Below are 25,804 nucleotides of genomic sequence, written 5' to 3'. Positions count from 1 at the left end.
CATCAACTAAAGGTGCGTATCTCGTATTTCGTATGATTTAGACTGCTAATATTAGATATAAAAAGTACTTAGAATGTCAGCAAAGATTATAGACGGAAAAAAAGTTGCTCAGCTAACACGTGATGAGGTTCGCCAGGATGTAGAAGACTGGACAGAAGCGGGCCATCGTCCACCATTTCTACAGGTTGTTTTGGTGGGTAATAACCCTGCTTCAGATGTGTATGTGGGAGCGAAAACGCGAGCCTGTAAAGAGGTGGGGATCGAAACGGATACTATGCGGTTGCCGGATACGATTTCAGGCAAAGAGCTGAAAACTACTATAAATAAATTAAATGAAGATGATTCGGTAGATGGTATTTTGGTTCAGCTGCCACTTCCCAATCACCTGTCAGCGCACGATGTTATTGAATCTATTGATTTTCGTAAAGATGTAGATGGATTTCACCCGATGAATGTTGGCCGGTTAACGGTGGGACAACCCAGTTTTCGCTCGTGTACACCGGCAGGAATTCTCGAGTTATTAAAGCACTATAGCATCCCCACAAAAGGAAAACATGCCGTAGTAGTTGGAGCCAGCAATATTGTGGGGCGACCTATTTCTATTCTGTTGAACAAAGAGAGTGGTGAACAGGGTAAAACCACGACGACTGTTTGCCATAAGTATACAAAGGATCTTACCAAGCATACGATCGGGGCGGATATTTTAGTGGTTGCAGCTGGCCAGCCAGAGTTTATAAAAGGAGAGATGGTTAAAGAAGGAGTTGTGGTAATTGACGTGGGTATCAATCGGGTGGCTGATGAAACCAAAGATAAAGGTTACAGCTTGGTGGGAGATTGTGACTTTGAAAGTGTGAAAGAAAAAGCCAGCTGGATTACGCCCGTGCCTGGTGGTGTAGGGCCAATGACGGTTGCTATGTTGATGAAAAATACCCTGCTTGCTGCCAAGAAGTCGATTTATCCGGAATAAAAAAAGATCCATCCGAAGTTATTGTTGCCGGATGGATCCTTCTTGGGATATCAAACCAATTTGTTTAAAAGGGTATTGCTTTTAAAGACACTTCTTGGGGTTATCGGGATCTATGACACAGGCATCAGAGGTCAGGCTTCGACTAAACTGCAAGTCTCTGTCTAATTCCTCGAGAAATGTTTTGATCTCCTCAGGAGATGAGCAATGCTTGTGGCCATCACTCAGTATCGGCAAGTCATCAGTAGAGATATTTTCGGGTAGGGAATCGGAATTATATTCATCTATATCAACAACTTTGTGGGCTACGACCATCTCCTGTAGTTTGTTTTCTACCCAGTTTGTAAAAGTATCCGACTTTTGGTGATAAAGCGTAAACATAACTCGATGTTTTAGTGACGTCGAATTTTATAACGCCTCAAAGCTGATGGCCGTTCCGCCACCCGGAGCCATCCAGAGTTCAAGCGTAGTACCAGCTGTCACTTCCTGGGTCTTTATTTGATAATCGGTGGGATTATCCTGCCAGTGAGCATTTTCTCCATCATGATAGATGATAGCCTCGTATGTTTTGCCATCATCAAGGAAATCCAGGGAAACTTTCTTTGTACGTTCCTCTTCATCGGTAATAGCTCCTAAAAACCAGTTATCTGTTCTTTTTTCTTTCCGCGTAGTCACTACATAATCACCAATTTGAGCGTCCAGAATGTGTGAGGTATCCCAGTCTACAGGTACCTCATGAATAAACTGAAACATGGGATGAAATTCTCCATCATCAGTCAGGTAGTTTTCGGGAAGATCGGCCGCCATCTGCATGGGGCTGTAGAGCACAACATACAGTGCCAACTGGTTAGCTAAGGTCGACTTTACTTGTTCGTCATCTGAATATTCATCAAATGTGATATCAAAAATGCCGGGTGTGTAATCAATAGGCCCTCCCAGAACACGAGTAAATGGTAGAATAGTGGTATGCCCGGGAGGCATGCCTTCGCTCCAGGCATTATATTCCATACCACGAACGCCTTCACGGGTCATCATATTGGGATAGGTCCGTCGTAGCCCGGTTGCCTTGATAGGTTCGTGAGCATTGACGCCAATTTGGTACTTCGCTGCTTTTTCCACCACGTTACGATAATGGCGAACCATCCATTGTCCGTGGTGATATTCTCCCTTGGGGATTACGCCGCCGGCATAGCCTGTTTTCACGTGATGGATGCCCAGATCTTGATATAGTTGAAAAGCAGTATCAAGCCGGGTTTCGTAGTGGGCAGCTTGTCCCGATGTTTCGTGATGACCAACCAAGGCTACATTATTTTCTTGGGCGTAATCGGCTACTTCCTGCAGATCGAAATCAGGGTAGGGGGTAGTGAAATCGAAAAAGCCCAGCGAATCAGTTCCCCAGTATTCCCAGCCGGTATTCCAGCCCTCGATGAGCAGTCCACGGATTTCAGCCCGGTTATTGAAATCTATATAACGTTTAGCATTTTCGGTGGTAGCTCCATGGGCTGATCTTCCCGGATTGTCAAAAGATCCTTCTGCAGCTTCTTCCATACCCCAGGCTGATTTTTCGATATGCATTTCCCACCAAATTCCAGTGTACTTCATGGGTTCTATCCAGGAAGTATTTTTAAGTTTATTGGGGTTGTTTAGATTTTGAAGGATGAATGACTCAGCCAGATCACCAGCGCTTTTGCTAACTTGAATAGTACGCCAGGGCGTATTAAAAGGGGCTTTAGTTTTGACTTTCGTGCCATCAGCCCAGGGTACGAGTTCACTTTTTAACTTTAAATCTCCAGTTACACCAAGGGTCATACCCGCATAGTCGGTGAGATTTGCTTCGTGGAAACTAAGGTAAACCCCATCAGCCGTTTTCATGGTGAGGGGAGTATTAGCTGCGTTAAAGTTATCAATCTGGCGATCCACACGTTCATTTTCACTGGCGAATTCAGAGGCATCAATCGCGCTTACTTTTGACTGCTTGTAATTGTATTCGTAGCTATCGTAGTCGGCGGGAATCCACCAGCTGGTGTGGTCGCCGGTAAGGGCAAACTCAGTTTTTTCATCCATAATGAACAAGCTATCGCCCATAGATTCTTGTTCGGGAACTTCATAGCGGAACCCGATCCCATCATCAAAAACTCGAAATCGTACATTGATAGTACGGTTGGTATTGCCTGTTTCTTCAAGTGAGATCAGCAACTCATTATACTGATTCCGGACTTCCTCTTGCTCGCCCCACACCGGCTGCCACGTTTCATCAAACGACCGGCTTTCAATATTTGTGATCCGTAGGCTGTCATTTAACGGGAGTGCATCTCTGAATTCAAATCCCAGGCCAGAAGTGTCAATAATTTGGGCCCCCTCGTATTGTGCGGCGTATTGTGGGGTTCCCGAATCTGATAGCGAGAATGTCACCAAAAGATTTCCATTAGGGGAAGAGACGGTTGACAGGTCTTCCATATTACAGGCCATGAATAAAAATAAGCTAATAATTGTGAATGAAAGCGCTTTCAAATATTGCATAAGTAAGTTATTGGTGTACTAAATTATTGGCGGCTCTTAAAATTCATGGTTTTAGATTAAAAAACAACTGACTTATGAAAGGTCATGCAGTGCTTCCTCGAGGTATTGAAATCTTCTCAAAAGTGGGGTGACATAACGGTGTCACTGTTAGTTATTAGGTTTGAACTGAACATCAACTAAACAAAAGAATTCACCATGAATACTGCGATAAAAACAACGAATAAACGTCTGGATACCAATTTAGAGCCTGTTCTTCGAAAAGTCCTCAAAGAGGCTGAAAAAGAGCACCGTGAACTCCAGGATATGTTTAAGCTGATGGGATGGGGGGATATTCCTGATGCGCTGAAGATGGAAATCAAAGATGATGTGTCAGCAATGGTTGATGAATTAAAAGGGCAATATTCCAGCTGCGATCCTCATGTAGAACGTCGTCGTCAGCGCGTGGTTCATTGGGTCGAAAGTTATCGTGATGGCATTTGCTCGCTAGATACCGCTATTGAAGCACTGCATATAAAGTCGTTGTGAAATTTTAGGAGAGGCGCTTGGCTGCAAGCGGATGTGAGTGACCTTACTTAGCATTTTTTTAAGAAATTCTGTTAAGCAGGTCGCTCACATTTTTTTTATCTTTGCCCAAACCGGAACCACAATACTTGCAGACCTTTTCTACAATGGAAAATTCCTCTCCTTTTGACCGCATTTCACGACAAGGGTTAACCTATGATGATTTACTTTTGGTACCTGCCCACTCAGAGGTTGTACCCCGTAATGTGGATACCAGTGTGCAACTTACCCCAGAATTAACACTTAATGTGCCCATAATTAGTGCGGCTATGGATACTGTTTCGGAGTATCGATTGGCTATTGCTTTGGCACGCGAAGGTGGTATTGCGATGCTACACAAAAATATGTCGATTGCCGATCAGGCTGATCAGGTTCGCATGGTGAAGCGTAGTGAGAGTGGTATGATTGTAGATCCGGTGACGCTGGGGAAAGACGAAACCGTGCGTAAAGCACGTGGTTTGATGAAAAAGCACAAGATTGGCGGCATTCCCATTGTAAAAGACGATAACACGCTGATTGGTATTGTGACCAATCGTGATCTGCGTTTTGAGCACTATGTGGATAAGAAACTCAGTACAATTATGACGACTGAGAATCTTATTACGGCGCGAGAGGGAACGACGCTGGATGAGGCCGAAAAGCTGTTGCAACAGCACAAGGTCGAGAAACTGCCCATTGTTGATGATGATATGAAGCTGGTGGGACTGATTACCTTCAAGGATATCGAGAAGAAGATGAATTTCCCCAACGCTTGCAAAGATGATATGGGGCGTTTGCGTGTGGGTGCGGCTGTAGGGGTGACAGCGGATACCCTTGACCGCGTAGAAGCATTGGTAAATTCCGGAGTTGATGTTATTACCATTGATACGGCTCACGGCCATTCGCAAGGAGTGTTAGAAATGGTGAAAGAGGTGAAGAGCACTTATCCCGACTTGAATCTTATCGCGGGTAATATCGCTACGAAATCAGCGGCTGAGGCTCTTGTTGATGCGGGGGCCGATATTCTCAAGGTTGGAGTTGGTCCGGGTTCTATCTGTACCACGCGCGTAGTTACGGGGGTTGGAGTTCCGCAGATGAGTGCGGTGATGGAAGTCGCCGAATATGCGCACGAAGCTGGAGTAAGTGTTATTGCTGATGGTGGAATTAAACAGACTGGCGATATTCCTAAAGCCCTGGCCGGTGGGGCACATGCGGTGATGATGGGATCAATGTTTGCTGGTGTGGATGAGGCACCCGGTGAAACGGTAATTTATGAATCCCGGAAATATAAGTCATACCGCGGAATGGGAAGCTTGGGAGCGATGGAGCAAGGCTCTAAGGATCGTTATTTCCAGGATGTAGAGGATAATATCAATAAGCTTGTTCCTGAAGGTATTGAAGGACGCGTGCCGTATAAGGGATATTTAAGCGAAGTAGTGCATCAGATGGCTGGCGGATTGCGTGCTGCGATGGGTTATTGCGGAGCGCCGGATATCTCATCACTACAGAAGGCTGAATTTGTCCAAATTTCGGCGGCGGCTTATAAAGAAAGTCATCCGCATACTGTACAAATAACCAAAGAAGCTCCAAATTATTCAGTGAGCTAAGAAGTTTTTACGAAAGTACTGAGTTATCACTTACGGGCATTAACTAAAATGCTGACCCCTACAACTAAGAATATCAGGTGAGGGAGGGTGGCGGCTAACATGGGAGAGATAGTCCCTTGGCCGCCAAAAGGTTCAATAACTTTCATCATCACCAGGTAGAGGAAGCTGACAGCCAGTCCGGCTGCGATATAAAAGCCTTTGCCACCTTTTCGTCGTACTGAGGCAAGTGCAAAGCCTACAATAGAGACGATGATTATAGAGAAGGGATAGGCATAGCGTCCGTAAAGCTGCACCTTTGGGAGCTCAACGCCGCCAGCACCGCTGCGTTCAATGGCTGCAATATAGTTTTGCGCTTCGGGATAGGTAAGTTGATAGATATCAGAAGTTTTTCGGGTTAGATCACGGGGATAAATATTTAGTGTTGTGTCCATCGAGTCGATATGAACTTCTTTGTATCCCATCTCATTAAACGTTTGCTTCGTAACGTTTTCAAACTTCCAATGCTCTTGTTCTTTTTGCCAAATCATGCGTTGTATGAAAAGCTTTTCAGAGATGCTGTCACCCTCAAATTTTACTACGTCTACACGGTATCCTGTTTGTTTACTGGTATTGAAATAATTGATTTTAAAGATGGAATTTTCTGATTCCTGACGAAAAATACGATTCGTATCTACTTTGTCTGATTTTCCACTAAGATATTCCTGTTCGAAAGCAATACGGGTTTCATTGGTATTAGGAATTACAAATGCATCCAAATAACTCATCGTAGCGGTCATCAAAAAAGCAAAGGCCAGGTAGGGTGCCATAAGGCGATAAAGGCTGATACCAGCTGCTTTTAGGGCCGTAATTTCGAGCCGTTCAGCCATTTGTCCTGTTAAATAGAGGCAGGCAATAAATACAGCGACAGGAATAATCAACCGTATAATTTCGGGGATATAATTGAGATAGTAGACACCAAATACTTGAACAAAGGTGGCACCTTTGTCGGTAAAATCTTCGCTGTTTTCAGAGAAGTCGATGACGATAAAAATGAAGATCAGTACCGCCATCACAAAGAGGGTGATGGTTAGCATTCTAAAAAATATGTAGCGATCAATCTTTTTAGTCACTGCTGTTCCAAAGCTTTGAAAGTTGAAAAGGGGTGCTAATGCTGATGACCAATATGAGGCCTACCAAGCCAAGCACAATATCAGATATCCACATACCGGTAAAGGGAGAAATAAACAGACGATCGGCCATTTTTTCGCCTTGGATTATGGAAATCCAGTAGAATGTTAAAAAGACGGTACCGATGAGGGCTGCATATCCAAGATTCCCCTTTTTAGTATACATGCCTATAGGGGCACCCAGCAGCACGAAAACAATACATGCTATGGGTATAGAAAACTTTTTATGGATTTCAACGAGGTACTGCGCAATTTTTTCAAGTCGCCACTGAGTGTCTTGCGTAATATCTTCGACGAATGATTTATAATTGCGCAGCTTCATTAAAGCTATATCGTGTAATCGTTGCTGCTCATTTTTTGATTGAAGATGTTGCAGTGCTAAATAGGTACTGTAATAGGGGATGTCTGTGGTATCAACACGATTTCGGTTGAGATGCGGTTCCCTTTTTTTACCAGTATTTTGATTGCTAAGTGTGGGATAAATATAGCGGTTATTCTCAATAATCTGCTCTCTTTGGTTTTCAATCTGATTACGCAAAGAGTCAACAACACTGCTCATCGCTTGGATATTCATGGTCCGGTCGTTGCGGGAGCGGTCGGCCGGATTAGAGCGAGAAAATGCCAGATCAGATAAATCAAAACTAATGCGATAGCGGTCAAATTTCGTTTCTTCGAAGACATCAATAAGTTTTCCCTTTTGACGTCGGTCAAGTTTTCGGAGTACTGATCCGTTATTGAGAAAAAGGGTAAGAGTTTGGCCATCCTGTTCACTTTCGAGCCGTCCGTTTTGGGCTTTTATATAGGCTTCTTTTCGGTCACGGGTAGGATGTTGATAAATAGTGACGTTATGCAGGGAATCAGACTCATTGGTAATTTTTTTGACTAAGAATGTATAATTGTCGATCCCCTCATAAAATTCATTTTCCTTGAGATCAAAGCCTGGTTTTTTAAGTCGGATATCAATGAAAAGTGATCGCGCACGTTGATTAGCATCTGGCAAGATGTCATTTGAAAACCACATCAGAAAAATGGAAAGCAAAACGGCCGATACCAGTACTGGGCTAATAATTTGGATAGGATTTACACCCGCTGCCCGCAAAGCGGTTAGTTCGTTTAGCTCTGTTATTTTCCCAAAAGCCATCAAAGAGGCCACTAACACAGCCATGGGGACTGCAAGCACTACCATTGAGGCTAAGTTGGTCACAATAAGTTCTAAAATCACCCCCAGGGGCAGTCCTTTACCGATCAGCATATCGATATAGAGAATGAGAAACTGCATCAGCAGCAAAAACATGAGGGTGCAAAAACAAAATACGAAGGGCCCTACATGCCGCTTAAGAATATCTAATTGTAATTTATTGGGAAGTAATCGCATATTGTTTATTTGTTGATCAGCCTAAAATTAGGCCTATATGGGTTCTTTACAAAATGGATATTTATTATGAGGACAAACCCAGAGTTTATACTTTTATGAAAAGTGGGAATCTATTATAATGCTGCGGAGCGTAAGGGAAATAATCATTTCAAAAAAAGGAGCTGTATATAGCATATTGCTACTATAGTTAGTTGATAGATGTAATACATTAATTTATTCTGCAACGGTTTCGTGCAGCTCAAACTATCCAATTTTTGTACGTTTTTTTTATTTATTTGTCTGCCCATTATTTTGGCAGTCCCTGAGTATGGTATGGCCCAAATTCAAGCCGATTCGGTTGGCAGAACGGAGTCCCGACCGGATACATTAGCCAAAGTATATCCGTTGCCTGCTGTCTCGTACCCATTTCTCAATATGCCGCCCAAGCTTTTTTATATCCCACTTCAGCAAGAGCAGACCTATGTGCAGCGCGATTCGTTGGGCACCTATAGCAGTCAGCGGTTTTTGTATGAGATGCCAGTGGCTTCAAGTTATGTAATGGATTTTGAGGAATATGCTGAAGAGTCGAAGCGCCGTCATTTGAAAAACAATTGGCAGCTTTTGATCCAAGAACAAGAGTCTCGAAGTCAGCAGCGTGAGGGGTTGCTTGACTTTAACTTGGATATCCCGGGGGGAGAAGAATCAGCCTTTACAACGATTTTTGGGAAACCGGAAGTGAATCTCCGGATCAACGGAACAGCTAACATGAACGTAGGGGCATCGATACAGACAACCGAAAATCCTGAAATTCCCGAGGATCAGCGCCGACAGATTGATCCTACTTTTGAGCAAAATCTGAAGCTGAATATTCAGGGGACTATTGGGGATAAACTGTCGATACAAACCGACTGGGATACTGAGCGCGATTTTGATTTTATGAACCGCCTTAGCATTGTGTATGATGGTTATGACGATGAGATTTTGCAGCGCCTGGAATTGGGGAATGTCTCAATGCAGACGGGCAATTCGCTGGTGCGTGGGGGGAGTGCGCTTTTTGGAATTAAATCGGTTGCACAGATTGGGTCATTGAAGTTGACGTCGGTCTTATCTCAACAAGAGGGTGACAACCAAACAGAAACAATTACGGGTGGAGCACAGGAGCGGGAAATTTCCATTCGTCCGGGAGATTATGAATCCGATCGGCACTTTTTTCTGGACTTCTTTACGCGACAGGAATTCGAGGATAATGTTTCTAATCCTCAGCAGCAGGGGCAGGCCTTACAGCTTACTGAGATAAATGTGTGGGTGCTACGTGAAGCTTCGCAATCGCAGGAAGGGGAACGACAGGCTATAGCCTTGGGCGAACTTGGGGTCGTGCAAAATCCGGACAGCACCTATTTGCCACCTGACGAAGAGCAGGACCGTTTTGATGAGGCTACTCTCGACCAGTATCGCGATCCGGCCGAGGGGGTTTCAGCCGGTAGTTTTGGCGTTAGTTCGTCTTCTTTTGTTGAGGGATATTTTGTTCCATTGCAAGAGGGGGCAGATTACCAATTGAACAGGAATCTCGGGTATTTGTCTATAAAACGGAATTTGGGATCGCGGCAGGCGTTAGCGGTATCATTCAAATATCGCAATCCCCAGACGGGGGGAACGATAAGCGTAGGAGATGTGAGTCAGGGTGGTAACGAACGCATTTATTTAAAACTATTGCGTCCTCAAACGGTGACAACAAGCAATATTTTGTGGGAACTGATGATGAAAAATGTATACTCGCTGGGGGCCAATAATTTGACGCAAGATGGATTGGATTTGGATATAAAGTATACCGAGCAGAATGTACCGAGTAGCTCATTACCCCAACGCGACGCTATTTTATTGCAGGATTTGGGACTTGATCGTGTTGACCAGCAAGGGGCGCTCAACCCTGACAATAAAATCGATTTTAGCACTTCGGTATTGGAACCTTCAACAGGGACAATCATCTTTCCGTATTTGGAACCCTTCGGGGATCGCATTCAAACGCTGCTTTCCGAAACCGGGCTTGATCAAACGAGGATTAATGATCTTACGTTTGATGAGCTTTACGATGAGAAAAAGGTAAATGCCAATCAAAGTTCAAAGAATAGTTTTTATAGAATTGAGGGTACCTCAAAGGGGAGTATTTCATCGAGTTATTCACTTGGATATTCGTTGGTGGAAGGATCAGTTAAGGTTTTTGCTAACGGTCGGGAACTGCAGGAGGGGACTGATTATGCTGTGGATTATTCGATCGGGAGTATTACGATTTTAAATGAGCAGTATCTGCGCCAGGGACAGGAGATCAAAATTGAATATGAAAACAATCAGCTCACTCAAATTGGGAAAAAGAGTTTTACAGGACTTAGGGCAGAGTACGAGTTTACTGATAATATTACGTTGGGCAGCACTTATTTTAATTTGAAAGAGCGTCCACTGCAAGATAAAATTCGTATTGGCGATGAACCGGTGAACAATTCCGTTGTTGGGGTCGATGCCAATGCCTATTTCGATGCGCCTTGGCTAACGCGTCTTATTGATCAGGTGCCCTTACTGCAAACCAAGGAAAATTCAAATTTTTCGTTGAGCGGTGAATTTGCTCATCTGCGTCCCGATGTATCGCAGACCAGTGCAGTAAATGATGCCATTGAACAGAATCGTCTCTTTGAGGACGAGCGAAATGGGTTGTCGTTTATTGATGATTTTGAGGGTTCGGATATTGGACTCAGTTTTATGAACCCATCACGCTGGAATTTAGCGGCTGCACCGGCTGCCGTACCGGGTTACGGGCCTGATGAGGTGTTTTTTGAAGATAATCCGCCTGAAAATCCCTCAACTAATATTGCCGATAAAATTGCCCGCTCTGATTTGCGAGGTACTTTTGCCTGGTATGCTATCCCTCAAAATATTGATCAAATTTTGGGTGGCGTTAACTTTACGCCCGAAACGGAACAGGTGAAAGTTACGGATGTATTTCCCAATCGCGATGTGTTGACTGAGGAGAATTTTATCAACACGCTGGATGTCCATTTTGATCCTACCCAGCGCGGGCCGTATAACTATAATGAAAATCTCCGAACGTTGCTCGAAGATGAGCCCGAGCGTACCTGGAGTGGGATGACGACAACACTCCCTTCTGGGCAAGAAGATTTGACGCAAAATAATATTGAGTTTCTTGAATTTTGGGTGCAGTCGGTATTACCAAATGGTCGTACTCCTACAGCGCAAGACCTACAAGATTATGACGGCAAAATGTATATCGATATTGGTGTTGTTTCGGAAGATGTAGTACCAAACTTCAAAACCAATACTGAGGATGGGTTGGTTCGTCGGCCGCAGGATTTGCAGGAAGATAATATTAGTGGTCAGTCACGGTCATATATTCCATCCCCACTGCCTTCACCAGAGGGACAGTTTGCAAATGATACGCGAGAGCTATCGGATGTGGGACTGGATGGTGCGCCTAACGAAGGGGGGATCGATAATAAGAATGAGCAGAACTTATTCTCTGAATTTATTGATGCGATGGCCTCAGCCTATGGTGCAGGGACTGAAAATTATCGGGACATTGTCGATGATCCATCGAATGATGATTATGTGTATTACGGTGAGAGCGAGGTAGCGGGCCAAGAGCTTCAGGAACGGTTTTCTCGGATGTATGGTTACCACGATGGGAATACTCCTCCCAATGAGGGTGATAAGCAGGCGGTAACGAACAAGCCCGATACCGAGGGCTTGATTACGCCTTCCATCGTTGAGCAAAATAACGCTTACTTTCAGTACGAAATTGATTGGAACCCTGCCGACTTTTCTGATCTCGAACCCGGTTCTGAGGGGACTTTTATTGTGGATAAAGTGGACGGCCCTAATCAGCAGGACCGCTGGTATCAAGTTCGTTTACCTCTTAAGGAATGGGTGCGCAAGGTAGGTGGAATCGAAAACTTTCAGAATGTTTCATACATCAGGGTATGGCTTTCTGGTTATGAGAAGCCATTTACACTTCGTTTTGCAACTTTTGAGTTAGTAGGAAGTCAGTGGCGTCCGGCCGAAAATGTAGACCAAGAGCAGGGGACTACACAGGGAGAGTTTAATATTTCGTCGGTTAATATTGAAGAAAACAGCCAGCGTAGTCCTATTCCATATCGTCAGCCAGAGGGTGCTATTCGTGCGGTCAATCGCGATCGTCAGCGCCAAACTATTGCCAATGAGCAATCCATTGTGATGAATATTGAAAACCTGGGACCGGGTGAGCTCAAGATGATGAAGCGGGTATATCCCGGTGGATTAAATATGATCAACTATTCCAACGTGCGTATGTTTATCCACGGTGAAGGATATGATAACCGTGGTGATGCGGAGTTGGTGGTGCGCTTTGGTACTGATCTCACGAACAATTATTACGAGTATCGTCAGCCTCTTTCGCCTTCCGATCCCAATTATCCATACAGCACAAAGCAACTGAGTGAGATGAGTGAAGCCGAGCGGGAAATGGAAGCTGAGCAGGTGTGGCTGTACGAAGAAAACAGTATGAATATTTTGCTGCGTGCTTTTAATGAGCTCAAGCAGTTACGTGATCAGCAGGGTGTAGATGGCAATACTGTTTTTGAGCGCGGCGATTTGTTGCAGGATGCGCCCTCTGGAGCTGTTATCGGGATCAAGGGGAATCCTTCTCTTGATCGGGTGGGTGAAATAGGGATGGGAATTCAAAATCCTTTTGACCCACAAAATCCCGATGAGGGAGGCATTTCTTCATTGAATGGACAGTTTTGGTTTAATGAGCTTCGGGTATCGGGATTTGATAATAAATCGGGCTGGGCAGCGAATGCAAAGGCCGAGGTGAAAATGGCAGATTTTGCTACTTTTAATGCCAACTTTAATCGCGAAACGGATGGTTTTGGGGCACTAAATTCGCGATTGGGACAGCGTCGAATGTCGAATGTAGAGGCATATGATCTTAACTCAACGGTGAATATGCACAAGTTTATTCCCGATCGGTTTGGGTGGAATATTCCTGTGTCGTTGTCAACTCGTCGTTCATTGTCAACGCCACGATATCTGCCAAACCAAGGTGATGTTCGTTTGTCCGAGTTTGAGAATGCGGTAAATGCCCGTGATGATATCACTGAATCCCAAAAACAACAGATTATCGACCAGCGTATCCGCGAAAGTCAGACATTTACCGAAAGTTATTCTATTAACTTATCTAATTTATCAAAATCCAGATCTGAGTGGAATTTAGCCGAATATACGCTGGATAAAACGACGATCAATTATGTATATAATCTTACCGAGCGTAGAAATCCCCAATACCTACAGCAAGATAATTGGAATTACAGTGGCTCGGTACGATACAACTATAATTTTACTGAAACCAAAATATTTCGCCCCTTCGGATTTTTGGGGGATGTTCCTCTGTTGCATCCGTTAGCAGGTGTTCGGTTAGGATATACGCCGGCCTCGATTAATGCTTCAGCGGGAATTGATCGTGAATATGATGAGCAGCTGCGTAGGACGACCAATATGGATCGGGATAATTCTTTGCAACAGTCGCACAGCTTTACCTATGATACGGAGTTTGGCTTTGGATATAATCTGACGCCGGCTGTAAAAACTACATTTCGGTCGCGTACGGTATTTGATTTATCCAGAGCGGGCATATCCCCATCTGATCCGGGGGATCCGATGGCTGATTCCACGCGATATGATGTGCGGCCGTCTTTTGATGTACTCAATGATGTTGTTTTTGATACGCTTTCTTCGCGGCGTAGCAACTACCAGGAATCATATACGGCCGGCTGGCAGCCTCGATTAAACAAGGTTAGTGCCTTGAGCTGGGTGAATTATTCGGCAAACTATAGTGGGGGTTATCAGTGGCGAAATAGTCCGCGAGGATCGGATTTAGGAGCCAATGTATCCAACAACTTTTCGCTGAGCCAAACGCTCGATTTCAATATTAGTAATCTGTTGAGTGGTATGGAGTGGTATCGTCAAATGCAGAGTGATGCCGGCAATAGCAGAAGCACTTCGGCCGATACGATGGATAGTGAGCTGGGGATCGACTTTGCTGCTATTGGCAAGAAAGCTGCCAGAGCGGTATTGAGTATCCAGTCGTTAGATTTTTCCTTTAATATTTCACAAAGCTCACTACAGAGTGGATATGCAGGCACATCACCCTTGTATGATATGTTTGGACGAAGCAGTGGAGAGTATTCACCGCCGTTTTCGTATCGCACAGGACTGGCCAACGAAATAGGCTTAGACCGATTAATTGATAACCCCAGCGAGACGTCGTCTTTGCAACTGCCTTCAAATAAAAATCTCACGGATGATCTTACGGTACGATCACGCCTACAACCTTTTAATAATTTGAGTGTTGATCTATCTTGGAATTCCAAGTGGAATGAAAGTACTTCAAGCACTATCACTATTGATCCCAATCAAAACCAAAGTAGCGTACAATCTCAAAATGGATCTATTTCATCAAGTATCTGGGCATTTGGCAGGGGCTACGAAGCGTTTTTCAAGAAGCAATTAAGCACTGCTTTTGATGATATTCGAAACACGACGACGATTACGGATTCGACCGGTAATGCTGATGGTCGAACGGTTCTGGGGCGTACAGCTTTGCAAGAAGACTTCCGGCAGTCATATTTGGCTTTGAACCAGGGAGCCATTGGTGATCGAAATTTTACCCCCTTTCCGCTGCCGGGCTGGCGGATTACGTGGACAGGTTTGGAACAATTTATTCCTTATTTAGGCAACTTTATATCTCGTGCCTCGATTTCTCATAATTATAGTGGGACTTACCGCTTGGGATGGATTTTTAATGAAGATCAAAGTTTTTCTGATATCTCGTTGGGTGCGTATTCAGTAACCAATCAGCGGCCGGAATATGAGCCGAACAGTATTAATATTGAGAAACGGTTTAGTCCGCTTGTAGGGCTAAATTTGACCTGGGAATCTAACTTGCGGACGAATGTGCAATATGAGCAGAGTAAGGTAACGAGCTTAGCACTATCAAACTCCACGGTGATTGAGCGGTATTCAAAGGGTTTGAAACTGACCTTTGCCTACACTATCCGCAATTTCAAGATTCCATTCTTTAAGCGTCTTGATAATGCTGTAGATATCACCTTGAATGGCAGCTATATCGAAGATGAAGAGAAAAAATTTGAGCTCGATTCTGACCTGGCTGAAGCATTGTCAGCCGGCCCGGATGATATTGTCAAAGATCCTGACCGAGCCCAGTTTTCGGGTACCACAACGGGTGGACAGGCACGTATCAATGGTTCAGCGGTAGTGGGCTACCAGTTTTCGCAGATGATTCAGGCCAACTTTGAGTATAATTACAATAAATTGTTGCCCAAAACATCTGGAGTATATGGGCGTACCGACCACGATATCCGGTTTAATATTGTGGTGTCTATTCGTTCGAATTAGATAATTTAATCATCTAAAAATCTTGCGTAAGGAATACCGATTCCAATTGCTGAAATAATTATCATCAAGTAGGGAAGCCAATCTCCCAACCGAACATACCAGGTTTGAGATGTAAGGACGGGCACTTTATAATTAAAGGCGGTGGTTTTCCAGTAAGGTGTTTCTACTTTAACAGATCCATCCGGCGCGATAATGCCCGAGATACCGTTGTTGGCACTGCGGACGATCCAGCGGTCAAATTCAATGGCACGTAGTCGTGCATAGGCAAAATGTTGTGAGTGTCCGCTGGTATTGCCCCACCACCCGTCGTTGGTGATAATAGTGAGATAGCCCGCCCCGTTGCGCACATAGTTTAGAATCCAGTTCGGGAATACCGAATCGTAACAAATAAGGGCCGGAGTTTGTGTTCCATTAACGGAAAATTGGTTCGCAAGATATCCCTTGCCGTAGCCTTGGATTTGATTCCAGTCGACCCATCCAAAAACATCTATGGCATTTAAAAAGTGAACAAATGGAATGCGCTCAACGATGGGCACCAAATTGTGTTTACGGTATGCTTGCATCTGTCTATTGGGATAAAAGCCGAGAGCGGCATTGAAGGCTAAGTAGGGTCCGCGCTGATCAGCATGTGGCAAAGCAGGAATCTCATCCTCATAAAATTCAAAAAAGGTGGCACCAGTAATGAGAGTAGTTTGCTGTTTTTGGACGTAGTTTGTTAATTGATTTTTAGCCTGGTCTGATGCTGGTCGATAGCCATCGATATTTAAAACTTGATTCTGTACCGCATTTTCTGGCCAAACGATGAGATTTGTCTTATCAGTAATTACCGAATCGGTAAGTGATAAGAGATGGCTGTTGGCTTGCCGTGCTGATGGAAATCCACCGTTGGACTCATAGGAATCAAAGTTGGGTTGGACGACAACTACCTCATGTGTTTCTTTAGATTCTGTAGCCTTACCCAAAGCCGAGATGAGTATTGACCACAGTGGGAATATCAATAGTACTGCAATGGCGACAAATCTTGTGGATTGCTTCGGCTTTTTTAGGTATTGATGACACAATGCCGTAGCAAAGATTACCCAGAAAGAGATTCCCCAATATCCTGTAACTGAAATATATTGTACCAGTTGTGGCATGTTTGCCCAGGCATTACCTACGGCAAGCCAAGGCCAGGCCAGATCCCAGAGATGATGCAGGTATTCATAACTGAGCCAGAAAGCAGTTTGGAAGAGGGCAATAAGCCATGGGCTCAACTTCGTTCGCTGTACTTTGTACTGCAGCATAATGGGGATGGTCATTACGGCCGCATTTGCCAAAATGGCCGCTACGCCGCCTGCTACAGTGGCCATGACCAGCCAATAGGTGGTGATAATATTCCATATGAGGAATGCGGGATAGACCTTATAGGCCGCTTCCCGTGCAGAATCAGATAGATCAACGATGCGAAAAATGAGTAAAAAGGCTATAAAAATAAGAAAAGGCAGGGGTACGGGTGGGTAGCTTAATCCCAATAGAAGTCCTGCTGTTACAGATAATAGCCAACTGTTATCCCAAGATTGTCTGAGGATTGTTTTCATTCGCTGTAGTCTTTTGGGCCAATAATTACGACGATTTCTCCTTTGATGTCATCTCGTAGTTGAAAGGTGTCATAGACTGATTTAATAGTGCCGCGAACAGTCTCCTCGAACTTTTTAGTGAGTTCTCGGCAGACTGCTATCATACGCTGGTCACCCATATATTCTCGTAGCTCTTGCAAGAGTTTTATTAGCCGGTGAGGGCTTTCATACAGTACAATGCTGCGTTCTTCATCCACCAGTTGTTTGAGCTGTTTTTGCCGTCCTTTCTTTTGGGGCAGGAATCCTTCGAACACATATTTATCGCAGGGTAGTCCGCTGGCAACCAATGCAGTAGTAGCGGCATCGGGACCAGGAATGACCGAAACCGAATGTCCGGCTTGGTGAGCAGCACGCACAGCCAGAAAGCCCGGATCAGAAATACCCGGCATGCCAGCGTCAGAAATGACGGCTACGTTTTGCCGGGCATCTAAAATATTGAGTAGATGCTCTACTTTTTGATGCTCGTTATGTGCATGAAAGGCAAAAGTGTTAGCATTGATTCCAAACTTATTGAGCAGCACACCTGACGTGCGCGTATCTTCGCAGGCGATATAAGATACTGATTTGAGCGTGTTGATAGCTCGCTGCGAGATATCCTCCAAGTTGCCAATGGGGGTGGCTACAATATAAAGGGTGCTCAACGGTTGAAAGATTTGAAAGTTTACGGTTTAAAATCCGAATGAAAGTAACAAAAACTTATAAACTATTTCGACTGTTTCTGGATGGATATAGGGCTGAATTTTGGGCGTAAAAAGGCTATACTTAGCTGCATTGCAAAGTGAATGATTATGACAGGTTTTGCTGTTGTTTGGGATTTCACAGGCACTATCAAAAATTTACTAAGTAAAAATTATTATGGCAGATTTTAATCCTTCAGGTATTAATCACATTACGATTCGCGTGAATGACATAGAGCGAGCCGAGGAGTTTTATGGTGATGTTTTGGGATTTGAGCTCGTTCGTAAAATGGGTAAAAGTATGGCCGTTTATAAAGTTGGGGAAGAGGATACCATTGTGCTGGTTGAAGCCGAAACCAGCTACGATCCTGAATCGCGTGACTACAGGGTAGATCACTTTGGATTTTATCTTGATTCAGAAGAAGAGGTTGACGAAATGGCTGAATATTTCCGTGAACATGAAGTATCAATATTGAGTGGTCCGGCCAATCGCAAACGGGGTCGTTTTGTATTCATTTCTGATCCGGATGGGAATATGCTGGAGTTTTTCTACGAAGAAGATGACGAATAATTTTGGTAGAAGGCCGTTATAGTTTTATCAAAAAAAGATGACACTCTGAATCTTTCAGTTTGTCAGCAGAAGGAACTTCCGTAACTTTGTCATTAGATAAGGGTGTGAATAGGCATGGCATATTATTTGCATAATTGCATCCTGAATGAATCAAAAGAATTTAATCGATAATTTAGTTTTACATGAGCGAATCAAAAGAAAAGGTAACTGAAGAACAAACAGCCGAGGAGCAGCAACAGAATGAACAATCGGCTGAACAAGAGAATAAGACCGAGGAGCTGTACGCTCAGTATGAGGATTATGAAGCGGATGAACTTCGTGATTTATTAGTAGCACGCGATCAGGAAGTACAGGCATTAGAGCAAGAGTTGGCTGAAGCGAAGGATAGCCATTTACGAAAGGCAGCAGAGCTTGAAAACTATCGAAAGCGTGTTCAACGCGAGCGTTCGCAGGTATATGAGACAGCCAAAGCCAATGCGTTGGAAGACTTTCTGGAAATTAATGATGATCTACAACGCACGCTTAAAGCAGCCGAAGATCTCGATGTAAATGATACGCTGATGGACGGCGTGAATCTTGTGGCCAGTAAATTTAAAGAGGTACTTAACAAATATGGTGTTGAGCGTATCGATGAGGAGGGAGTTCCTTTTAATGTAGATCTGCATGATGCGATGATGCGTCAGAAGCCGGAAGATGATAGCATTGGTAGTGATATGGTGCTCAATGTTGTGGAAAGTGGCTACCGCATGGGCGATCGCACTATCCGACATGCAAAGGTAATTGTAAGCGAATAAAATTTTTAAAGGTTAGGTTAGTATTTAATTCATGTCTAAACGAGACTACTACGAAGTACTCGGCGTCAGTAAAGATGCATCCGAAAGTGAAATTAAAAAGGCCTATCGCAAGAAGGCCATGAAGTTTCATCCGGATCGAAACTCTGATGACCCGAAAGCGGAAAAGAAGTTCAAAGAAGCTTCGGAAGCTTATGAAGTATTAAGTGATGATCAAAAACGTCAACGATACGACCAGTTTGGTCACCGGGGTGTTAATGGTAATGGCGGATTTGGCGGTGGTGCTGGATTCGAAGATATCGGTTTCGAAGATATTTTTAGTCGTTTCAGCGATATTTTTGGCGGTGATTTTGCTGGAGGGCGCGGCCGGTCACGTGGACGTCGCTCTTCGGGTCAGCCCGGTTCAGATATGAAGCTCCGTATTGAACTGTCGTTGGAAGAGATTGCTTTTGGAACGGAGAAAAAGCTGAAGGTTAAGAAGTATATCAAATGTGACGAATGTAACGGAACTGGTGCTGAGACAGAAGAGGATTTCGAAATGTGTGGCACATGTAGCGGTACTGGTGAAGTGCGGCAGGTTCGTAAAACCATGCTTGGACAAATGGTGAATGTACAACCGTGTCCCGAGTGTAATGGGGAAGGACGTAAAATTCGCAATAAATGCTCAAAATGCCAGGGAGAAGGACGTTATCGCGGTGAGGAAACAGTGAAGGTAAATGTGCCTTCTGGGGTATCAGAAGGAAATTATATTACGCTCCGTAGTAAAGGAAATGCTGGTGTTCGCGGTGGCGAATCTGGTGCTTTGGTTGTACTAATTGAGGAAAAAGAGCACGAACACTTTGAACGCGATGGCAACGATATTTATTACGATCTGGTACTTAGTGTGCCCGATGCCATTCTCGGTACCGAGGTAAAAGTGCCTACGCTAAAAGGTAAAGCCAAAATAAAGATTGAAGAAGGTACCCAACCTGGTCGATTGCTGCGTATGAAAGAGAAGGGCATCCATGGATTGAATCGCTCCGGCATTGGGGATCAATTTGTGCGGGTGAATGTATATATTCCCGAAGATCTTTCTGATGAGGAACGTGATCATATTCAGGCATTGCGTGGGCAAGAACATTTTAAAGCCTCAAATAAAGAAGACGACGGTAAGGGATTCTTTTCTAAGATTAAAGATGTGTTTACGTAGCAAGCGTTGAGATAAAAATTTTGGAAGATCCTAATTGTATATTGTTATCTGGTCACACTGCTCTGCGGTGTGACCTTTTTTATTTTTGATCGTGAGCAGGAGATTTTTTGCTCATCCACTCGTCAAAAACTTTTGCAAAACGTTCGGGAGATTCTGGGTCCATGTTGAAGTAGAGGGAAGGCTCAATAAGTTCAAGCTCCATGAGTGCAAAAGAGTTGTCAGCAGTGCGGACATAATCGGCGCGGGTATATAGTGGTTCTGGCTGAATCATATTGCGCATCTCACGAGCGGTTTCTAAGAGATCATTTTCGGGCTCAACTAATGTTAGCCTGCCACCGTGTTCCTCCTGCACGCGAAAGTCGTTGGTTTTGGGTGTTTTCAGAATAGTGTGGCTATAGGTATTCCCAAAAAAGAAGACCGAAAATTCGCCTTCTGCTGTAATATTATCCATAAAAGGCTGGACTAAAAAAGGTCGATCGTCAAAGACTGTTTCTAAATCTTTGATAAATGCCGGATAACTTTCCTGGTGGATACGAAATGTATTTTCGGCGCCGGCGCTAATGGTGGGTTTTATGACAATTTCTTTGGATTTGAGATCCGTAAAAACAGCGGGAAATAAATTGTCTTCGAATTTATCGTACCAGAGACTCGAAACTATTTTAACACCTTGTTTTTGCAGGTCACGGAGATAGGTTTTGTCAATATTCCATTCGACGATTTCGAGCGGATTTTCGAGCACCGCATTGGAGGCTTCGATTTCTTTTAGAACGTCTATAAAAGCTTGTGGGTCGTCTTGGTAATCCCATGGACTACGGATAATTACGGCTTCGTAGTTATCCCAGTTAACTTCATTGTTGCGCCAGGATATTTCTTTAGCCTGCCATCCTAATTGTTCAAGGGGATCAAAAAGAAGGTGGTCATAGACTTCGAAATCGTCGTAATTATCCATCGACAGAAAAGCACAGCGTTTCATATATCAAATAAAAGAAATGATTGGGTTGTATTGTTTTGAGGAATCTCTAAAATAGGATTTCGAAACTGTAGCCCCAAGAGAATTTTATACGTGTAGAATACAAGTTAGTCTTTTTCAGCTTTTATGAGGAAGAACTTCCAATAGCGCCAATTCCACTGCTTGGACGTTTTAATCATGAAATTACTTTTTATTAAGAGTTCTTTCATCTCAGTAAAAGAACGAGTGTCAATAAATTCCGAGCTTGTCCAGTCTAAAAGTTGATTGACAAACTTAAAAAGCCCTTTTCGATTCCAGTCCAAAATATAAAGCTGTCCATCGGATTTAAGTATGTTATAAAAGTGATCTAATACTTGTTGTTGATCCCGGTAAAAGTGGAAAGCATTAAGGCAAACTATTTTGTCGAAATAGTTTTTGGGATAGGATAGTTGCTGGACTTTCTCGTTGTTAAATTCTACTCCGGGATGAGACTGAAAGCGTTGACGAGCAATATTGAGCATGTTATCAGACGGATCATTAACAACAAACTGGGTAAAAGGCAGATCTTGGGCGATCATTTTTTGGAGCAGGAGTCCCGTACCACCACTGGCATCCAAAATGATATCTTCTGGCGTTGTTTCAAGATGTTCTAAAAGTTTGTGATGCGTATGTTCAAGATATTTCACCCATCGTTGCTCATATTTTTCAGCTCTCTGATTGTATCGCTTTATCGTTGTTTCAGACAAAATAATATTATTTTCTGATGAGTCGGGATGAGTTTAAAAGGATACCCACATCGGGTAGTGATTGCGCGGCGGCCGCTAAAACAGGAGGAAGGATCCCAAAAGCCGCGAGCGAAAGTCCCGCAATATTATAAACGGTGGTAAATCCGAAGTTCCACTTAATAATCTGCATAGTTTTGTTAGCGGATGAGAATAATTCAGGAACCAAGTTCCAGTCATCACGCATCAGGGTAATATCAGCTGTTTCTATGGCTACGTCGGTGCCAGTGGTTCCCATGGCAATGCCTACATCCGCTTGTGCAAGAGCTGGTGCATCGTTGATGCCATCACCAACCATCACCACGGTATGTCCGTCAGATTGGTATTTCTTTACGATATCAATCTTATTTTCGGGAAGCAGCTCAGCTTGAAAATCGATTTTTAGTCGATTCGCCAGGTGACGGGCAGTTTCTGTATTATCTCCCGTTAAAAGTTCTACGGACGAAAATGAGTGCCCCTTGCGAAGCATTTGTAAAGCATTGTTAACCTCCGAACGCTCCGCATCACGTACGGCCAACAAGCCGACAGGAGTGCCGTTTTTTTGCACAATAACGGCCGTTTTACCTTCAGCCTTAATGCTATTAAGATTTGGGAGAATGTCTTGGTTATCGTTTTCAATCAGACGTTCGTTACCAACGGTAATGGTTTCATTGTCGAATGAAGCCCGAACACCACTGGCTGTTATCTCTTCAAAGTTATCGGGATTTTTAAGGGATAAAAACTGGTTTTGGGCAGCTTCAACAATTGCTTTTCCAATGGGGTGATCTGAGTATTGCTCCGCGCTGGCCGCCATAATGAGCAGCTCGCCTTCCGAAATGCCGTTTAGAGGAATGATATCTGAAACTTCGGGGCGGCCGAAGGTTAGGGTCCCCGTTTTATCGATTAGTAACACATCGGCCCGTGCCAGTGCCTCAATATATTTTCCACCTTTGATGAGCACGCCGCGCTTAGCATTAGATCCCACGGAAGCCAGCAGGGCCACGGGTGTTGCCAGGGCAAAGGCGCAGGCACAGGCCACGACCATTACGGCTACGGTTGCCATCAAGTTGCCGGATAAAATGTAAGTGAGAATTGCAATGGAAGTTACTACTGGCAGATACCAGGCCGAAAATTGGTCGGCGTAGCGCTGGACTGCTCCTTTGTGGGCTTCGGCATGCTCGACCATGCTGATGATTTTTCCAAAGGTGGTATCCTTACCGATAGCCTCAGCTTGTAGTGTTAAAAATCCCCCTTGGGCAATAGTAGATGCAAAAACCTTGGAGCCTTCCGCTTTTTCCACTGGCATCGACTCACCAGTAATGGGCGATTCATCAATAGTTGCGTGTCCGTCCAGCACTTTTCCGTCGACAGGCACTTTGCCACCGGGACGTACAAGAATTCGATCTCCTTTCTGTACCTCATTAATAGGGATTTCCTTTTCGGTTCCATCTTCTTGCAGCACAACGGCCGTTTGAGGTGCCAATTTTGTTAATGATCGCAGCGAGTCGCGAGCTTTCTCAGTAGTGTAGTTTTCGATATAATCTCCGGTACGCATAAAAAACACTACGATACCCGCCGTCACCCATTCGCCGGCTGCCAGGGCGGTCAGCGATCCCAGTGCCATGAGTGCGTGTGGCGTAACGAGTCCCTTTTTAGCAGCTACCACAACCTGTTTGAATACGGGATAACCCATAAACAGGACGAGCAGTGCGCCCACCCAGAAGGGAATCCACTGCGTAAGCGTTTGGAAAAGTCCCAGCCATTCACCGGCAATAACGATCAGTAATATAGCCCCGAAAACGAGTCCAAATAATCGAAAAGACTTTTGGGCTTTTTCTTGTAGGGATGTTTTCCCGTTTGTAGGTTGATCCTCCGATGCATCCGGAATATGATAGCCGATATCCTCAACGGCCTTTTTAATGACATCCAGATTGGGGGTCGTTTGGGTGCGAATGTGAGCTTTTTCGGCAGATAGCAATACCTCGGCCGACTCGACCTCATCCAGCTTTTCGAGTGCGCTTTTTACGTTTTGGGCACAGCCCGAGCAGTCCATGCCTTTAACTGTGAGTTCAATTTCTTTTTTACTCATGATCTTAGTTTATACTTACTGATTTATCGCTTCATATCGGGTACATTCGTAAACGCCTTTGGCAACCTCCGAGAGTAGTTGTTCCGATTCTTGAAGAATGGTATGAACCCGTGAATCACTGAGTCGGTAGTAGTTAAAACGCCCATCACGTTCTTTTCGTACCAAATCGCAGTCGGCTAAGCAACGCAGATGATTCGATACATTGGGTTGTGAAAGTCCGGTAATATCTACCAAATCACTCACGCTTTGTTTACCATCACGTAGTGCTTCTATAATGCTTAAACGAGAAGGATCAGAAAACCCCCGGAACAGTTTTGCTTTAATTCTGATTGATTCTTCGTCGATATTGCGTTGTTGATCTGCCATGTTCTATATTTATATCATTATATGATGATATAAAATACGAATTGTTTTTATGCGGATAAAGGTAATTGTTTAATAACAAAAAAGCCTCGGAGGGTAATCCGAGGCTTTATGTCATTTAGTTGGAAAAGGGATGTTTTACCGTCGACTGCCGGCCTGTTCTTTGGGGCGTGCTTTATTCACCTTCACGGTGCGGCCGTTAATTTCTGTTCCATCCAGTTCGTCGATAGCGGCTTGCGCCTCATCATTATTTGTCATTTCTACAAAACCAAATCCTTTTGATCGGCCACTTTCGCGATCTTTGATAACTTTGGCAGAAGTTACATTACCAAATTCTTCGAAAACTTCCATTAATTCTTGATCTGAAACCTTATACGAAAGGTTTCCTACATAAATATTCATGCTATTAAGTCGATTTATTTTAGTTGATACCGGTAGGAAATGCAGCACATTTTTCCATCCCGCAACAGCATATTACGACGATTTTTAATAGCAAAAAATTAAATTTTTAATAGGATTGAATATACTTCTTGTACAGCTCTGTTATTGATTGGGAGGGATTCAATCAAAACGTTTATCGAGCAAGTGCTTATGACTCCACCTTTGATTTTTTAGTACCAGCTTGTTCTTTCTGGCGCTGTTTACAGGCTTTTTTATCTTGGCAGGTACCGAAAAAGTGGAGGGAGTGTCCAGAGATATCAAATTTGTGGATTTTCTCCATCATCGTTTTGATCTCCTGAATACGTGGATCACAAAATTCTAACACTTTACCACATTTTTTGCAGATGATGTGGTCGTGTTGTTGGTAGGCGTAAGCACGTTCGTAGTAGTACTGGTTTTCGCCAAATTGTTGTCGTTGTACCAATCCACATTCCACCAAAAGATCAAGGGTGTTATATACTGTTGCCCGTGATACGCGAGTGCCACCTTCTTTCATATTGAAGAAGATATCATCGGCATCAAAATGTCCGTCGGCCCGGTATATTTCTTCCAAAACCATGAACCGTTCGGGCGTTTGCCGTTGGTTATGTTCTTTCAGATAGGAGCTAAAAATCTCCTTTACTAAATCGATAGTTTCTTCACTTGCCGGATGAGCCATAAAAAATCAGACCAAATTTTTCTTTTAATATAAGGAATTGGGCTTCCTAAAAAAATTCATTCACTGCAGTATTCTAATGTACATAAGCGC

The 25,804-nt window shown here is 43.9% G+C and carries 19 protein-coding genes; 7 read left to right on the top strand and 12 right to left on the bottom strand.

Annotated elements, in window-relative coordinates:
- Positions 1-73: 73 nt before the first annotated feature.
- Positions 74-967 carry a bifunctional methylenetetrahydrofolate dehydrogenase/methenyltetrahydrofolate cyclohydrolase FolD gene (gene folD / locus AAFH98_RS13280; RefSeq protein ID WP_342523231.1) on the top strand — a complete coding sequence of 298 codons (894 nt, stop codon included), beginning with the start codon at positions 74-76 and terminating at the stop codon, positions 965-967.
- Positions 968-1,048: 81 nt separating this feature from the next.
- On the opposite strand, the gene AAFH98_RS13275 is transcribed toward folD, so the two are convergent.
- Together AAFH98_RS13275 and AAFH98_RS13270 are read right to left on the bottom strand one after the other, a co-directional pair.
- Positions 1,049-1,345: a hypothetical protein gene (locus AAFH98_RS13275; RefSeq protein WP_342523230.1), complete on the bottom strand. Its 297-nt coding sequence runs from the start codon at positions 1,343-1,345 to the stop codon at positions 1,049-1,051.
- A gap of 27 nt (positions 1,346-1,372) precedes the next feature.
- The gene (locus AAFH98_RS13270; protein WP_342523229.1) at positions 1,373-3,421 is read right to left on the bottom strand and encodes a glycoside hydrolase family 97 protein; all 2,049 of its coding nucleotides are present in this window, start codon (positions 3,419-3,421) and stop codon (positions 1,373-1,375) included.
- Between the two features lie 258 nt (positions 3,422-3,679).
- Here AAFH98_RS13270 and AAFH98_RS13265 point away from each other — a divergent pair, with 258 nt between their 5' ends.
- Both AAFH98_RS13265 and guaB read left to right on the top strand, forming a co-directional pair.
- Positions 3,680-4,009 carry a hypothetical protein gene (locus AAFH98_RS13265; RefSeq protein WP_342523228.1) on the top strand — a complete coding sequence of 110 codons (330 nt, stop codon included), beginning with the start codon at positions 3,680-3,682 and terminating at the stop codon, positions 4,007-4,009.
- 143 nt (positions 4,010-4,152) lie between these two features.
- Entirely contained in the window at positions 4,153-5,631 is a 1,479-nt protein-coding gene (gene guaB, locus AAFH98_RS13260) for an IMP dehydrogenase (protein WP_342523227.1), read from the top strand.
- A 26-nt stretch (positions 5,632-5,657) separates the two neighbouring features.
- Here the strand turns inward: guaB and AAFH98_RS13255 are convergent, their stop codons facing one another.
- Together AAFH98_RS13255 and AAFH98_RS13250 are read right to left on the bottom strand one after the other, a co-directional pair.
- Positions 5,658-6,740: an LptF/LptG family permease gene (locus AAFH98_RS13255; RefSeq protein WP_342523226.1), complete on the bottom strand. Its 1,083-nt coding sequence runs from the start codon at positions 6,738-6,740 to the stop codon at positions 5,658-5,660.
- On the bottom strand, positions 6,733-8,172 hold the full coding sequence (locus tag AAFH98_RS13250; protein ID WP_342523225.1) for an LptF/LptG family permease: 1,440 nt from the start codon (positions 8,170-8,172) through the stop codon (positions 6,733-6,735). The genes AAFH98_RS13255 and AAFH98_RS13250 overlap by 8 nt, the downstream gene beginning before the upstream one ends.
- Positions 8,173-8,484: 312 nt before the next feature.
- Here AAFH98_RS13250 and sov point away from each other — a divergent pair, with 312 nt between their 5' ends.
- A complete protein-coding gene (gene sov, locus AAFH98_RS13245; protein ID WP_342523224.1) occupies positions 8,485-15,609 on the top strand; it encodes a T9SS outer membrane translocon Sov/SprA in 7,125 nt (2,374 codons plus the stop codon).
- A 5-nt stretch (positions 15,610-15,614) separates the two neighbouring features.
- On the opposite strand, the gene lnt is transcribed toward sov, so the two are convergent.
- Both lnt and rsmI read right to left on the bottom strand, forming a co-directional pair.
- A complete protein-coding gene (lnt, locus tag AAFH98_RS13240) occupies positions 15,615-17,186 on the bottom strand; it encodes an apolipoprotein N-acyltransferase (RefSeq protein ID WP_342523223.1) in 1,572 nt (523 codons plus the stop codon).
- Positions 17,183-17,866: a 16S rRNA (cytidine(1402)-2'-O)-methyltransferase gene (gene rsmI / locus AAFH98_RS13235; RefSeq protein ID WP_342523221.1), complete on the bottom strand. Its 684-nt coding sequence runs from the start codon at positions 17,864-17,866 to the stop codon at positions 17,183-17,185. Before rsmI ends, lnt begins: the two co-directional genes overlap by 4 nt.
- 214 nt (positions 17,867-18,080) lie before the next feature.
- Here rsmI and AAFH98_RS13230 point away from each other — a divergent pair, with 214 nt between their 5' ends.
- The 3 genes from AAFH98_RS13230 (at position 18,081) to dnaJ (ending at position 20,453) form a co-directional block, all read left to right on the top strand.
- Complete coding sequence (locus AAFH98_RS13230; RefSeq protein WP_342523219.1) at positions 18,081-18,473, top strand: VOC family protein; 393 nt, start codon at positions 18,081-18,083, stop codon at positions 18,471-18,473.
- A gap of 182 nt (positions 18,474-18,655) precedes the next feature.
- A complete protein-coding gene (locus tag AAFH98_RS13225) occupies positions 18,656-19,267 on the top strand; it encodes a nucleotide exchange factor GrpE (protein ID WP_342523217.1) in 612 nt (203 codons plus the stop codon).
- 31 nt (positions 19,268-19,298) lie between these two features.
- Positions 19,299-20,453 carry a molecular chaperone DnaJ gene (gene dnaJ, locus AAFH98_RS13220; RefSeq protein ID WP_342523216.1) on the top strand — a complete coding sequence of 385 codons (1,155 nt, stop codon included), beginning with the start codon at positions 19,299-19,301 and terminating at the stop codon, positions 20,451-20,453.
- A 79-nt stretch (positions 20,454-20,532) separates the two neighbouring features.
- On the opposite strand, the gene AAFH98_RS13215 is transcribed toward dnaJ, so the two are convergent.
- The 6 genes from AAFH98_RS13215 to AAFH98_RS13190 all read right to left on the bottom strand — a co-directional run bounded on the left by AAFH98_RS13215 (position 20,533) and on the right by AAFH98_RS13190 (position 25,714).
- Complete coding sequence (locus AAFH98_RS13215) at positions 20,533-21,426, bottom strand: ATP-grasp domain-containing protein (RefSeq protein ID WP_342523214.1); 894 nt, start codon at positions 21,424-21,426, stop codon at positions 20,533-20,535.
- 104 nt (positions 21,427-21,530) lie between these two features.
- Positions 21,531-22,148 (bottom strand): class I SAM-dependent methyltransferase, encoded by a 618-nt coding sequence (locus tag AAFH98_RS13210; RefSeq protein ID WP_342523213.1) that lies wholly within the window; start codon positions 22,146-22,148, stop codon positions 21,531-21,533.
- A 7-nt stretch (positions 22,149-22,155) separates the two neighbouring features.
- On the bottom strand, positions 22,156-24,252 hold the full coding sequence (locus AAFH98_RS13205) for a heavy metal translocating P-type ATPase (protein ID WP_342523211.1): 2,097 nt from the start codon (positions 24,250-24,252) through the stop codon (positions 22,156-22,158).
- A gap of 15 nt (positions 24,253-24,267) precedes the next feature.
- Complete coding sequence (locus tag AAFH98_RS13200) at positions 24,268-24,618, bottom strand: ArsR/SmtB family transcription factor (protein ID WP_342523210.1); 351 nt, start codon at positions 24,616-24,618, stop codon at positions 24,268-24,270.
- A gap of 135 nt (positions 24,619-24,753) precedes the next feature.
- A complete protein-coding gene (locus AAFH98_RS13195) occupies positions 24,754-25,017 on the bottom strand; it encodes an RNA recognition motif domain-containing protein (protein WP_342523209.1) in 264 nt (87 codons plus the stop codon).
- 187 nt (positions 25,018-25,204) lie between these two features.
- On the bottom strand, positions 25,205-25,714 hold the full coding sequence (locus tag AAFH98_RS13190; protein WP_342523207.1) for a Fur family transcriptional regulator: 510 nt from the start codon (positions 25,712-25,714) through the stop codon (positions 25,205-25,207).
- Positions 25,715-25,804: the final 90 nt, after the last annotated feature.

The sequence above is a fragment of the Fodinibius sp. Rm-B-1B1-1 genome (assembly GCF_038594945.1).
Lineage (GTDB): Bacteria > Bacteroidota > Rhodothermia > Balneolales > Balneolaceae > Fodinibius > Fodinibius alkaliphilus.
This window is presented reverse-complemented; position numbering and strand designations above follow the sequence as displayed.

Coding starts and splice junctions, on each gene's coding strand:
- folD (WP_342523231.1), top strand. CDS start 74: ATGTCAGCAAAGATTATAGACGGAAAAAAAGTTGCTCAGCTAACACGT.
- AAFH98_RS13275 (WP_342523230.1), bottom strand. CDS start 1,345: ATGTTTACGCTTTATCACCAAAAGTCGGATACTTTTACAAACTGGGTA.
- AAFH98_RS13270 (WP_342523229.1), bottom strand. CDS start 3,421: ATGGAAGACCTGTCAACCGTCTCTTCCCCTAATGGAAATCTTTTGGTG.
- AAFH98_RS13265 (WP_342523228.1), top strand. CDS start 3,680: ATGAATACTGCGATAAAAACAACGAATAAACGTCTGGATACCAATTTA.
- guaB (WP_342523227.1), top strand. CDS start 4,153: ATGGAAAATTCCTCTCCTTTTGACCGCATTTCACGACAAGGGTTAACC.
- AAFH98_RS13250 (WP_342523225.1), bottom strand. CDS start 8,172: ATGCGATTACTTCCCAATAAATTACAATTAGATATTCTTAAGCGGCAT.
- sov (WP_342523224.1), top strand. CDS start 8,485: ATGGCCCAAATTCAAGCCGATTCGGTTGGCAGAACGGAGTCCCGACCG.
- lnt (WP_342523223.1), bottom strand. CDS start 17,186: ATGAAAACAATCCTCAGACAATCTTGGGATAACAGTTGGCTATTATCT.
- AAFH98_RS13230 (WP_342523219.1), top strand. CDS start 18,081: ATGGCAGATTTTAATCCTTCAGGTATTAATCACATTACGATTCGCGTG.
- AAFH98_RS13225 (WP_342523217.1), top strand. CDS start 18,656: ATGAGCGAATCAAAAGAAAAGGTAACTGAAGAACAAACAGCCGAGGAG.
- dnaJ (WP_342523216.1), top strand. CDS start 19,299: ATGTCTAAACGAGACTACTACGAAGTACTCGGCGTCAGTAAAGATGCA.
- AAFH98_RS13215 (WP_342523214.1), bottom strand. CDS start 21,426: ATGAAACGCTGTGCTTTTCTGTCGATGGATAATTACGACGATTTCGAA.
- AAFH98_RS13205 (WP_342523211.1), bottom strand. CDS start 24,252: ATGAGTAAAAAAGAAATTGAACTCACAGTTAAAGGCATGGACTGCTCG.
- AAFH98_RS13200 (WP_342523210.1), bottom strand. CDS start 24,618: ATGGCAGATCAACAACGCAATATCGACGAAGAATCAATCAGAATTAAA.
- AAFH98_RS13195 (WP_342523209.1), bottom strand. CDS start 25,017: ATGAATATTTATGTAGGAAACCTTTCGTATAAGGTTTCAGATCAAGAA.
- AAFH98_RS13190 (WP_342523207.1), bottom strand. CDS start 25,714: ATGGCTCATCCGGCAAGTGAAGAAACTATCGATTTAGTAAAGGAGATT.